Consider the following 12646-nt stretch of genomic DNA (forward strand, 5'->3'; position numbering starts at 1 on the left):
ATAAAATATCCACAAATCTTCACGAATCATTTATAGTGGACCTTAGAATTAATGAGACACTCCAAACCGGTGCGGTTAGGAGACCGCACCTACCGTTCTCCCGTTTGGTAGGCACTGTTTCCAACTGTGCCTATGCGGTGCGGTTGCAAACCGCACCTACCGGGGAGCGAAAGTGTTTATTTATTTTTAGAATTCACTATAGTTCCTGTAGGTCGAGATTCATATCTCGACACCGGTAGGTCGATTTTGGAAAATCGACCTATAAAAGTCCGCAATCGTCTCAAGGCGTGTTAGGTCAAAAATTCTCGGAACGGAGATAGGTCCAATTTGTCAAATGTCAACACGCCTATCTAAAATTCATAAAAACCTCCACAAATCTTCACGAATAATTTAGTGTAGATTCGTGGCAATTCGCGGACAAAAAAAACAGATGACACGAACAAAACTATACTGCCTCTTGACATTCTTCCTTGTGGCGACCGTCCCTTGGCTCTTCACAAAATCCCATTCGGTACAGATTTTTGGGTTTCCGCCTTGGGCATTCTATAGCTTTTGCACGACAATCCTGTACGCCGTTATCGTGGCAATCTGTCTCCGCCGCTATTGGTCCGTGTCCGCCAAAGATGATGATGACCCTGAATCATAAAAACCTAAGCATCGTAGGGACCAACTATAGTTGTTCCCTACAACTTTAGCTCTGGAAACGCACCATATGAACACAACAGCGCTGCTTGGTCCCGGTGGTGTCGTCTTTATGGGGATCTATTTAACCTCCCTCATCGTGGTCGGTCGCACGGCGAGAGAATTCGATGGCTGACTTTTACCTCGGCAACCGAAGACTTGGTCTGTTCGTCCTTTTCCTCACCCTCTATGCTACGCAATATAGCGGCCTCACGTTCATCGGATTTGTGGGCAACGTATATCGAACCGGCTATTTCTTTTTAGTAAGCGTTACCTTTTCGATGTCGATTCTCGGTGCTTACTTGGTCTACGCCCCCAAGTTCCATCGACTCTCTAGGCAGCACGGCTATATCACAGTTGGCGACTATATCCAACAGCGGTTTGGATCCACGGCGCTAACGGTGTTTTCAACGATCCTTTTCATTATCGCACTTGGGAACTATATCCTAAGCAACCTGAAAGCGATTGGTTACATCGTTGAGGCATCGACCGGTGGGTACGTGACATTTGTCCAAGGCGTGATTGTACTGTCGATAATAATGCTGATTTACGAGACGCTCGGCGGATTGCGGAGTGTTGCATGGACCGATGCTATCCAAGGGGTTCTGCTGTTGGCAGGGTGTATTTTTATCTTTGGCATAATCAGCTACCAATACGGTGGATTGCCCGCTACCGCGGAGAAGCTGATGGGGGCGCAACCCGCCTTTTGGCAGCCACCGACGTGGAAACTAAAACTCACTTGGTTAAGCACATTAACGATTGTCTTTTTTGGACCATCGATCTACCCACACGCCACCCAACGTATCTATGCAGCGAAGGACGAACAGACGCTGCGACGTTCCTTTCAGATTATGGTCTTCATGCCAATTTTCACCACCTTCTTCATGTTCGTCGTCGGTCTTGTCGGTGCAGCCCAATTTCCCGGATTGGATCGGTTGGGCAGTGAGCAGGTTGCCCTGTACCTGTTAAATGACATGGCGGAACGGCTCCCCGGCATCCGAATTTTGCTTATCCTCTTTCTGTCCGCCGCTGTCGCTGCGATTATGTCCACCGTTGACTCCGCGTTACTTGCAGTCTCCTCCGTTTTTACGCAGGACCTGTATAAACGTATGCGTCCCGACGTATCTCAGCATCATCTGACCGTCACGGGGAAGATTTTCTCATGGGGACTTATGGGGATACTGGTTTTTCTAGCGATTCAACTCCCGCAAACGCTCTGGCGATTGACAGAGATTAAACTTGAACTGCTATGCCAAGTCGCACCTGCCATCTTCCTCGGCGTCCACCTGAAATCCCTCCGTGCCGATGCCGTTCTGTCGGGGCTGCTCGTTGGCACCTGCGTTGCACTAGGGATCATGTTTGCCAATCTCATCGGCATGGGAGTCGCAACAAAACCGCTGGGAATCCACGCCGGCGTCTGGGGGTTAGCGGCAAATTTCCTGACAATCGGACTCATCTCGACTCTTAAAAGTAGTAGGCATACGCCGTCCGCCGTAACCTCTTAAAACATTTATCCACGAATCCACGCAAATCTCGCTAAATAATTCGTGGCGATTCGCGGATGCTTTACTCTGGGAGAAAAGAGATACAATGGAACCTATCAAACTGGGTTATGTAGGCTGCGGCTTCATGGCGCAGAAGGTGCATATCCCGAACTTCACCAGCCTGCCTAATTGCGAACTTATCGGGTTGGCAGAAGTACGACCGGAACTCGGTCAAGCAGTGCAGCAGCGATGGGGGATTCCCCGCCTCTACACCGATCACACCGAACTGGCAGCCGATCCTGAAATCGAAGCCGTCGCTGTCTCCGCTGACTTTGCCTTGCAGGGAGAAATCGCGAAAGACCTCCTGAGCGCAAGGAAGCAGGTCTTCATGGAAAAGCCAATGGCAGTCTCAGGCCAGCAGGCGGAGTCGATTGTCGCCGCCGGAAAAGCCGCCGGCACAAAACTGATGGTCGGCTACATGAAACGGTATGACGCCGGCAACGAACTGGTCAGGTCTAACGTGGATCAGTTTCGAGAAACGGGCGAGTTGGGAGGGATGACCTACGTGCGGAATCACGGTTTCTGCGGGGAGTGGATCTGCAACCTCGATACGCCGATGGTGACAAGCGACGTACCGAAACCGGACGCACCGGCACAAACACCTGAATGGCTGCCATCGGAATGGGTGCGCTCCTACTTGAGCTACTTACAGCAATACACCCACAACATCAACCTATTACGCTGGTTCTTAGATGCTGGCGATCAGGCACAGGTAAAAGTCGTTGACCTTGACGATAACGGTTACAGTGGAGTTGTCATCTTCGACATGGCGGGTGTGCGTGTAACCCTTGAAACGGGCAGAGTTTCACACTATCGGTGGGATGAGCATACGCAGATCTACTTTGAGGACGGTTGGGTGCATACATGGGCACCGCCGCTCCTGCTGAAGAACACCCCCGCCGAAGTCGAGATCTACCGGGCTGGAGAAACGCAGGAGATTGCACGCCCAATCCCGAAACCAAGCTGGACATGGGCGTATCGTCGGGAAGCGGAACATTTCATCGAAAATGTTCGGAACGACACACCGTTCAGATCCTCCGGTGAGGACACCTTGACCGATGTGCGCCTGTTTGAAGATATCTACCGGATGCTTTTGGAACAGCGTCGGAAGTAAATGGATTAAGCACCAATAGTTGAAGAGAAAGGAGAGAACCATGTCAGATTTCGTAACGGTTGCAAAAACGTCAGATATTCGGCAGGGACGGGGCAAGGCGTTCACCGTCAACGGGAAACGGATTGCGGTTTTTAATGCCGACGACGAGAATTTCTACGCCTTAGCCAATGCGTGCGCCCATGCGCTGGGTCCCCTCGGCAGAGGGCGGGTCAGGAATGGGGCAGTGATCTGCCCGGTTCACGGTTACGCCTACGATGTCACAAACGGACGTTGCCATACGGATGAACGGCTCCGCGTTAGATCATACGAAGTGGTTGTTGAAGACGATGAGATTAAGGTCAAGTGTTGAGGTCGTCCTCCTCTGAAGGTTCTGCGGCAGGCGTATCTGACTGGTTTTCAATCCGACGGTTGAGCCGCGTGATGTAACGCAACGTCGTCGAGAAAATCATGTCCAACGTAGCGATGTCTCGTTGTTCTAGCCGTGTCCTCGAAAACACACGCCGCAACGACTTCAAAAAGGTCTCCCAATCGTGATTGTAAGGCGTAACATCGATCCGTTGTAGAAGGTTTGTAATGCGTCCGTAAAACGCCTCTATCTCGTTGGCATCGGCATATTCTAATTCCGATGGTGGAATATCACCGGTGCTAGCAAGGAAAACCTCGTAGGCAAAGACCTGTACCGCCTGCGCTAGGTTCAATGAGGGATTTTTCGCTGCCATCGGGACACTTGCTATCAACTGACAGCGGCTGATCTGCGAGGTGGACAGCCCGAAGTCCTCGCGCCCAAATAGCAGCCCGACCTGCTGATGCTGCGAAATAGAGGCGATCTCCTGCGCTGCTTCTCTTGCCGAGACAGAGGGCGGCAGTCTGGGGTCGCGCCGTCGATGGGTCGTGCCGACGAGAAACTGAACCCCTTCGACCGCATCATCCAACGTCTCTACGACACGGCAGTTCTCGATAATGTCCGTTGCTCCGTGCGCCATATACCATGTCGGTTTCGCCTCAAGAAACGGAACAGGGTTAACAAGGTACAGTTGGGAGAGCCCCATCCCCTTCAACGCACGCGCCGCAGAGCCGATGTTGCCCGGTTCGCGCGGCTCGGATAGGATAACCCGAATATTGTCCAAGTTTGTCGGCACATCAACCCGTATCGCTCGCTGACGTCCAATAGGTTCAGGGCTGGGAGTTGTTTCGTCTATATCATTTTGATGCTTTGTCATTGATAATCCGTTCATTGAGTTCAAGAGTTCATTGGTTCATTGCGTTTTTTAGATCTTCACGTTTCACGCATCGCGTTTCATTCATCGGATCGGATGCCGTAGTAGTTTGCGTAAAACTGTTCGCTCTCTCGACGCAACCATTCCTGATCGCCGGCTTGCGCACCGAACCGTTGGTGCGAAAAAACAGATAAATCTTCGCCGGGATCTCCGTCGATTATCCAATTCGCCAACCATCGACCGACTGCCGGGGAACCAGCAATTCCCAACGCAGCACAACCGGTGGCTAGGTAGAGTCGGGCAATTCCAGGCACCGGACCAATCAGATAAGCACCGTCGGGCGCGAATGTGGTTATGCCGCGTCGATACTCAGCGATTTCAAGGTCTTTCAAAATCGGAAAGGTTGGGGCAAGCCGTCTTTGTGCCTCTACCATGACCTCTACAGGCGGCTCGATGTCCCCCGTCCTGAAATCGGCGGGCATCGCCTCCAAATCAATGCTAACCGGCGTTGGCTCAAAGAACCCATAGAGGTAACCTCCCTTATCAGGTCTCAGATAGCAACTGACATCGGTCACGCGCACAGCGGGGTGATGGTGGGGGATTCCCGCAGTCGGCACCGTGCGGGCGCGTTGATGGCGGATCGGTTGCACCGCCGAGGTCGCACCAACCTCTTTGGCAAGCCCGGCACCCCACGGTCCTGCGGTTATCACGACACGGTTTGATGCAATAAAACCGTCAGCCGTCTCAACACCAAGGACCTCCCCATTGCGCTGCCGAAAGCCTGTTACAGGTGTGTTCAATTGGATCTGGACGCCCAAATCTTTCGCTGCGGCGGCATAAGCGCGAGCGCACTGATGCGGATCGACGTATCCATCGTTCGGGACGAAATAGCCGCCCTCAACCTTGGTGGGATCCATCGCAGGGGCGAGACGATTCATCTCAGTGTGTGAAACAAAATCCGCTTCGATTCCGTTGACGTGAGACCGTTCGATTTGACGTGCGTAGGCGTCCATCCGTTCTGGCGTGAGCGCCACCATCAAACTCCCCGTTTGACGCAGACCGGGGTCATGTCCGGTCTCCTTCGGAAAATGAGAAAACAATTCAAGGGCGTATCGGATCGCATGCAACATGGTAACCGAGGACCGAATCTGACCGACCAATCCCGCAGCTTGGGGCGTTGTCTCCTCAGCGATTGCATCGTTGCGCTCCAGAACGAGAATATCTTTTTGTCCAAACTTAGCTAAATGGTAGGCGGTACTCAGTCCCCATATCCCGCCACCGACGATTAAAACTTCCGTTTCTTGTGCCATTTTCTTTCCTCAAAGTATGTCAGGAGATCCCTATGGAACTTTTCGACGCTATCACCCGACGCCGTACCCATCGCGGAGAATTCCGCACGGACGCGATTTCTCAAGAACACCTTGACCAACTGATCCAAGCAGCGCAGTGGGCACCCTCACCATTCAACACACAACCTTGGGAGTTCCTCATCATCCGTGAAGCTGACGGAAAAAATGCCCTCGCTGAGTTGACCGCCCAGAGCGTCGTTGACCAATTCAAAGACAGCACGTTTCTGGACGATAACAGTCGATGGATGCGCCTGACCGAAGCAGAATGGCAAGAACGCGGTGATGGTGTGCTGCTGACCGATCACGTCGATCTCCCGCCGGTGTTCCGCAAAGATCCAAGCAAACTCAAGCCGCTGCTGAAACATGCAAAATATCTCAGCATTCTAGGCCATCTAGGAGCAGGCAAGCTGCCCGCCAAAGAGATCTCCGAGCTTGTTCGTACCTCGCCGCTGCTCATCCTCATCCTGATGGATAACACCAGACGCCCACCCGGCGCAGGTGGGGATCGGTGGATGTGGTTGGGTATGGGAGCCGCCATCCAAAATCTGCTCCTGACCGCAACATCGCTAGGCATCGGCACCCAGTTTGTCAGCGCACCACTAGAGCGTCAAGCAGAGCGAGAGCGGATTCAGGAACTCTTCAACATCCCCGACTCCCACGAAGTTATCACCCTACTACGCCTCGGCTACCTAGACTCAACGACCGGCAAATCCGTCCGCTTGCTTTCCTCAACAGTTATACACCACGAAAAATACTAAAGTAGTAGGCATACGCCGTATGCCGTAACCATTGTGCAAACTACGGCACAGCTTACCTCATACCGTCTCCCGTTTAAGTCGGATTGTGTGTTGGGTTTCACGGTTCCCGTTCAACCCAACCTACGCGCTAATCCAACACCACTCAATGAACCAATGAACTAATGAACTAGTGAACCAACATAACTGCGTCGAGATATGAATCTCGACCTACTAATCCAATTACCTAATGCACTACTATAGCCGTCGAGCAATCGCCCCCAACAACTGATCCAGCTCCCGAATCCGCATCAACTTGGCTCCCACCACCAAAACGGCTACCCCCAACCCGATCGGGATAAACACACCGACGAGCCGGGCGACAATGCTCTCCACACCAAGCCAATCTTCAATCTGTGTATACCCCCACCAGCAAACACCTCCCATAACTACCGAAGCAACCGCCAGTTTAAGCAGCAGCAACCAGATACCGCATAATCCCAATCCCTCAGCCTTCCCTCGCAAAAGAAACAGCAGCACGAGAAAATTCAACGTAATCGTGCAGGAGGTCGACAGCGCAAGCGACCGGTGGTCGAAGCCGAGCCGGTAGATAAAGAGGTAGTTCAGGGTGATATTAAGTCCGACGGTGCACAAGCTGACCACAGCGGGTGTACGCGTATCGTTGAAGGTATAAAACCCATCTGTCGCAATCTTAACCGCCGAAAAGCCGCACAGCCCGAAGCCGTAGTAGAATAGCGCGACCGCCGTCTGCTGTGTGTCCAAGGGATTCGCCTGCCCACCCTCAAAAATCAGGCGACAGATCGGCTCAGCGAGCACCATCAACCCAACCGACGCAGGCACCGTCAGCAGAAACATGAGGCGGAGCGCGTACGAGAAAGAACGACGATACGCGTCCATCTCCCCCTCTGCAACCAGTTTCGCTAGATTCGGCAGGGCAACCGTCGAAATCGCAACACCAAAGACGCCAATCGGCAGGTGCATCAACCGAAACGCACGGTTAATCCACGTCAGCCAACCCACACCCTGCGAAGCAAAGATCGAGTTGACCAGCACGTTCAGCTGCAACGCAGCAACCCCAAGGATCGCGCCGTACCCGTTCATCGCGAAAACTGAGAAGCAGCTGATAGTGGAACCCGACGTGCCGCGTGGAAGGCACCTGAATCAGGAACTGTAACGCACCCCCAACCAATACGCCAACCGCCATCCCCGTTGTCCGGTGCAGCTCAAAACTCGGTGCGACATAGTAACCACATACCCCAACAATCAAGGATCCAACGTTGAAAAAAGAGGACGCCGAGGCGGGCAACCCAAACTTCCCCTTGCTGTTGAGAAGCCCCATCGTCACCGCAGCCAACGAAACCAGTATCAGGTACGGAAACATGATCCGCGTCAGATAGACGGTCAGATCGCGCTTGGAATCGAAGCCGAAGTGTTCCGACGGGTCGAGCGGCATCTCCTGAAACCCCTTGCCGGTGAATATCAGATCAACGATAGCAGGGGCAGCGAAAACCCCAACGACCGTTATCAACGTGAGCAGCAGAAAAGTTGCGTTGAAAACCCGGCTTGCCAGCCGCCAAGCAGCCGCTTCACCCTCCTCCAATTCCGTCGCCGTAAAGGTCGTCACAAATGCCTTGCTCAACGCACCTTCGCCGAACAGATCCCGCATCAGGTTCGGAATCCGAAACGCCGCATAGAACGCATCGCCACCGACACCAGCGGCAAAATAGTAGGCAATCACCTTCTCACGTACTAGTCCAAGCAGGCGCGACGCCATTACGGCAATACTAACGATCCCCGCGGATCGGGTGACACGCTGCTGGTCTTCGGAGGTTGCTGCTGTGGCAGTATTGACTCCATTTGTCATTTATAGTCCAATAGGACTTACGCGGGTGAACGGTCAAAGCCTGTAGTTCGGTAATTCATCGCCGTAGGATATCGTTTCCAACGCCCGATGAATCGGGCAACTACAATCTGAAGTGCGTAAGTTCTGTCCGAGTTATATGCCGTAACCGTTGTGCAAATTACCTCACAGCACGTCAAATGTCAACAGAATTTAGCAACTTGCGTTATACTAACCTAAGTTGCTAGTTATTAAAAATCCATCGGAAACTGTAGGTCGAGATTCACATCTCGACACAAAACCGTCGATTTTGGAAAATCGACCTACAGAAATGATACAATTCGTACGAACTAGCAACTTGCGTTATACTAAGAAGCAACTTCCTTTTCAGTTTCTATAGTGGATCTTAGAATTAATGAGACACTCCAAACCGGGGGGTTAGGAAAACGAAACGACCGTTCTACCGTTTGGTAGGCGCTGTTTCTAACTGCGCCTATGCGGTGCGGTTGAAAACCGCACCTACCGGGGGGCGAAAGTGTCTATTTATTTTTGAATCCATCATAAAAGTCTTATATCACATTGAAGGAGACCAAAATCGTGAACCGAGAAAAACTGTCGCTTCTCGCCAAAGATTTGACGAAAGAATATCCTCGAAGTCCAAGAGAAACATTAGGAGGATACGTGATTGCTGCTAGAAGTGTTGACAAATGCCGTGCAGCACTGCTTGGAATTAACGGCGAATATAATTATTACCCCTGTTCCCTCGCTTCTCATCTGTTTGACTTCACGGGCATTACCCAAGAAGATTTCAAGGAGTTCGTCGCAACTGGAGCAACCGATGATGAAATCGCTGAATGGTTAAAGTCGAAATCGAAGGTTCAGGATAAGATGCAAATTATTCGTTGGAACTACCGATTGCGAGACATGCGCATTAGCGAGATGCCCGATGGCGCACAGGAATATCTCGAAGAATACATAGAAGAATCTGTTCCGAAGCATCGTCCTGTTTACGTTTGGTTCGACGTATACGATTTAGAGGAAGAACGTCTTTAGCATAATTCTGTTACGGAGGTGACATACCAATGGCTGTACGTGTGTTTGGCTGTAACCATATCGTTCTCGAAGTTGGGGACCTTGACAAGGCTATCGAGTTTTACACCGACGTGTTTAATCTTGAACACAAAAACGAAGGCGAAGGTGATGCCTTTTTCAAACTCGGAAATCACCAATTCTTAGCCTTATTTGAATCTGATGCGCCGCATAGTGATGACCACAGGCATTTTGGCCTCATTGTTCGAGATGATGCACAAGTTGCCGAAGTCCGTGAGAAGATTACCAAGAAATACGGCTTGAAAACTATCCCACCCTTCCGGTGTGATTTCCGAGATCCGTGGGGGAATCGGATTCAAGTGGTAGACATGCACGATGAATCAACAGCATGGCTTCAACCTTACGAGGAAGTTCAAAAGGTCGGTGCAAAGCTGCCGGATTAGTTTGAGCTGAGTCCCCGTTCTTTTAATCCCTTGAGCATACGACAAAGTGGGGCAGATTAATTCCAATCCACCGGCGACTTCATCTGTCCCAACAACGTCCGGCGAATCCAATCGAACGCCTGAACCACCAACCACCGACGAATATGGTCGGAATCCTGATAGTTACGACTCCGCTCAAAGAGACACGCCTCCCCCGGTCCATTCATGGCAATAAAGGTGGACGAATCTTCAAAGGGGCCAATCATTGCAAGTCCTATGCCGCCGGACGGTGTAACACGCTCTGCCAGAGCAACAGCGTGGGAACGCGCCTCCTCAACATCTGGATCGGTACTGACGTCAATCTCCGAATCTTTCAACGCCTCGGTTAAGTTTGCCGGAGCTAAATCGGTCGCAACTAAGTCCGAACAACCGGATTCAATAAGATCCCGCGCAAGTTGACCGCCGGTGAGCGTGTCGACTACGCCCAACTTGAGCGATTTCCCCTGCAACAAATCGCCAACAACCTCCGCTACCGTTACCTTCCCCACACCATAAACCGCAACGCCCAACCGCTCACGGAGTTTTTCTTCCATCCCAGCGACGAGCGTATCCGCCTCTTCTTCCGTGTCCGCCTTGGCGGTAATCCGCACGTCAGTCTGACCAATATGTGCTGCCAACCCAACGGTCGGATTGCCCTCTGTCATCAAATCGCCGATGCCCCGATCAATGTTACTCTCACCCACCGCACATGTGCGTAGCACACGAACCCTAGTGATTTTTATCCCACCCATGCGCTCAATCAGCAGCGGGATAACGGTGTTCTCCATCATGTGCTCAAGTTCTCTCGGAACGCCCGGCAGCGAAATAATGCAGCCCCGTCCATTCACATCTTCGCTCAGATAGCACGGTGCCGTACCCACAGGGTTTGTCAGCGGAGTTGCCCCTTCAGGAATGTATGCTTGGCGCTTGTTGTTATCCGCCATAGGGCGACCAAAACGGCTGAAACGCGCCGCAATCTCCGCCTCCAATTCCGTGCTGTATACCAGTTTACGCCCCGTTGCATCGGCAACCGCTTGGCGTGTGACATCATCCACCGTTGGACCGATACCGCCGGAGGTGATGATGACGTCCGACCGATCCAGCGCCGAATCAAGGACCTCGGTCATCCGGGCGAGGTTATCGCCGACGGTCGTTTTGTAGTACAGATCCAGCCCAATATCTCGCAGTGCGAGCGCCAATCTGTTAGCATTTGTATCGACAATCTCCCCGAGCAGTAGCTCAGTTCCAATCATGACAATCTCTGCGTGCATGTAATGCTTCTCCTAACGAATAACCAACCAATGAACTAATGAACTAATGGACTAAACAGGATTTTCTGCCCGCAACACAACATTGCTCGCCTCAAACTCCCAAACCTCATTATACACGGTTGGACGCGGTCGAGGAGGCGGGTAGTCGGGCGGCGGATTATTCGGATCTCGCAACTCCTGACGATCACGACCACGCGGTTTGTCTAACCATTCCCGATCCACCGCCGATGCCTCAATCTCCCGCTGCAAAATGAACTCCACCCAATCAAATGCAGAGATAGCGACCTGCGCCAGAAACACCCGTTTCACGTCCCGACCGTCCCAAGTAGCCAAGTCCGGCAGAATGATGGGACCCGTACAGACTTGGAACTGCTTATCCACTGCATTGAGGTTCATAACATCAATAGGATATTCGACCGAGATACTGAGGTTACGTTCGTTATCACGGTAGGTAGATCGTGCATTCAGCAGATCTCCGTTCAGGGTTGCATCAATGACCTCGCCGACATCTATCAGTTCAGAGAAATCAGAATGCGAACGTACATCGACTTTATAACGCTGATAAATCTCGCTAAGTTTTCGTGTTGAGGCTTCTTCGGGTTCGTTGCTCGGTCTTCTCGCAATGCTCAACTGGGATTCGTCGCTGAAAGCCATGCGCCACTCACCGCTGGGAATCTGGAACATGTTTCGGGACGCAATCGTGTATTCGCTCCGACACGGTGCTCCCACAAACATCTTTGTAACATGCCCACTCACTTCGTCCTTTATCTGACAACTAGCTTCAAGACCAAACCGGACATGATATACTTGCCCCGGCTCCCCTACAAAACCGCCGGCATAGCGATAGTAGGGATCCGGTGTCCACGGAAGTGTATGCCAAGTAAATGTCGAGCGTGAAAAATCAATCACAGTGTCTCTCCTTTCAGCGGTTCATCAATCCAATCAACCAATGAACTAATGAACCAACGCTACCGATCCTTCAGGTAAACATAAGGTCTTCCCCGCCACCGCATCCGACGCCCGCGCCCAATGATCGTCAACTCATACCAATCATCGCGCTCCAGCGTTATGTCAGCAGCCTTCGCCCCCTCCTCAATGTGATCGGGGTTGCCCGTGCCCACAAGCGGAATAACACCGCCGGGGAGTGCCATCAACCACGCCAGTGAGATCTGTCCCGGCGTTACGCCGTACCGTTCAGCGACTATCTTCACCTGCGCCACCACGCCCTGCTCCCGCTGCTCCTGCCAATCACCGTAGCCCTGATCGAAGGTGTGCGGCAGCGGTTTATTTCCGGTGAGGAGTCCACCGGCAAGTGGACTATAGCAGAGAACATTCATCTTTTTTTCTAAACAGACAGCGGCGAG

The 12646-nt window shown here is 52.1% G+C and carries 13 protein-coding genes and 1 pseudogene; 7 read left to right on the forward strand and 7 right to left on the reverse strand.

The genetic code is table 11. The features are described 5' to 3' along the window. Positions 1-430: 430 nt before the first annotated feature. The 4 genes and pseudogenes from J4G02_04995 to J4G02_05010 all read left to right on the forward strand — a co-directional run bounded on the left by J4G02_04995 (position 431) and on the right by J4G02_05010 (position 3688). The gene (locus J4G02_04995; GenBank protein MCE2393937.1) at positions 431-646 is read left to right on the forward strand and encodes a hypothetical protein; all 216 of its coding nucleotides are present in this window, start codon (positions 431-433) and stop codon (positions 644-646) included. Between the two features lie 66 nt (positions 647-712). Then, positions 713-2186 (forward strand): annotated as a pseudogene (locus tag J4G02_05000) (sodium:solute symporter family protein). An 85-nt stretch (positions 2187-2271) separates the two neighbouring features. Further along, complete coding sequence (locus J4G02_05005; protein ID MCE2393938.1) at positions 2272-3339, forward strand: Gfo/Idh/MocA family oxidoreductase; 1068 nt, start codon at positions 2272-2274, stop codon at positions 3337-3339. A gap of 40 nt (positions 3340-3379) precedes the next feature. Beyond that, entirely contained in the window at positions 3380-3688 is a 309-nt protein-coding gene (locus J4G02_05010) for a Rieske (2Fe-2S) protein (protein ID MCE2393939.1), read from the forward strand. Here J4G02_05010 and J4G02_05015 read toward each other — a convergent pair. Both J4G02_05015 and J4G02_05020 read right to left on the reverse strand, forming a co-directional pair. Beyond that, a complete protein-coding gene (locus J4G02_05015; protein ID MCE2393940.1) occupies positions 3678-4559 on the reverse strand; it encodes an RNA methyltransferase in 882 nt (293 codons plus the stop codon). The two genes, J4G02_05010 and J4G02_05015, sit on opposite strands and share 11 nt — an antisense overlap. A 77-nt stretch (positions 4560-4636) precedes the next feature. Continuing rightward, entirely contained in the window at positions 4637-5866 is a 1230-nt protein-coding gene (locus tag J4G02_05020) for an FAD-binding oxidoreductase (GenBank protein ID MCE2393941.1), read from the reverse strand. A gap of 32 nt (positions 5867-5898) precedes the next feature. Here J4G02_05020 and J4G02_05025 point away from each other — a divergent pair, with 32 nt between their 5' ends. Then, the gene (locus J4G02_05025) at positions 5899-6663 is read left to right on the forward strand and encodes a nitroreductase family protein (GenBank protein ID MCE2393942.1); all 765 of its coding nucleotides are present in this window, start codon (positions 5899-5901) and stop codon (positions 6661-6663) included. Positions 6664-6897: 234 nt separating this feature from the next. Here J4G02_05025 and J4G02_05030 read toward each other — a convergent pair whose 3' ends face one another. Together J4G02_05030 and J4G02_05035 are read right to left on the reverse strand one after the other, a co-directional pair. Further along, entirely contained in the window at positions 6898-7713 is an 816-nt protein-coding gene (locus tag J4G02_05030; protein ID MCE2393943.1) for a polysaccharide biosynthesis C-terminal domain-containing protein, read from the reverse strand. Continuing rightward, on the reverse strand, positions 7658-8524 hold the full coding sequence (locus J4G02_05035) for a hypothetical protein (protein ID MCE2393944.1): 867 nt from the start codon (positions 8522-8524) through the stop codon (positions 7658-7660). Before J4G02_05035 ends, J4G02_05030 begins: the two co-directional genes overlap by 56 nt. A 570-nt stretch (positions 8525-9094) precedes the next feature. Here J4G02_05035 and J4G02_05040 point away from each other — a divergent pair. Together J4G02_05040 and J4G02_05045 are read left to right on the forward strand one after the other, a co-directional pair. Then, positions 9095-9553 carry a DUF5069 domain-containing protein gene (locus J4G02_05040; GenBank protein MCE2393945.1) on the forward strand — a complete coding sequence of 153 codons (459 nt, stop codon included), beginning with the start codon at positions 9095-9097 and terminating at the stop codon, positions 9551-9553. Between the two features lie 29 nt (positions 9554-9582). Beyond that, complete coding sequence (locus tag J4G02_05045) at positions 9583-9993, forward strand: VOC family protein (GenBank protein MCE2393946.1); 411 nt, start codon at positions 9583-9585, stop codon at positions 9991-9993. A 56-nt stretch (positions 9994-10049) separates the two neighbouring features. On the opposite strand, the gene J4G02_05050 is transcribed toward J4G02_05045, so the two are convergent. The 3 genes from J4G02_05050 to J4G02_05060 all read right to left on the reverse strand — a co-directional run. Further along, on the reverse strand, positions 10050-11282 hold the full coding sequence (locus J4G02_05050) for a CinA family nicotinamide mononucleotide deamidase-related protein (protein ID MCE2393947.1): 1233 nt from the start codon (positions 11280-11282) through the stop codon (positions 10050-10052). A 51-nt stretch (positions 11283-11333) separates the two neighbouring features. After that, the gene (locus J4G02_05055) at positions 11334-12191 is read right to left on the reverse strand and encodes a hypothetical protein (GenBank protein ID MCE2393948.1); all 858 of its coding nucleotides are present in this window, start codon (positions 12189-12191) and stop codon (positions 11334-11336) included. A gap of 59 nt (positions 12192-12250) precedes the next feature. Continuing rightward, the coding region (locus tag J4G02_05060; protein ID MCE2393949.1) for an aldo/keto reductase at positions 12251-12646 on the reverse strand (396 nt) is incomplete at its 5' end.

This window comes from Candidatus Poribacteria bacterium, assembly GCA_021295755.1.
In the GTDB taxonomy this organism is placed as follows: domain Bacteria; phylum Poribacteria; class WGA-4E; order WGA-4E; family PCPOR2b; genus PCPOR2b.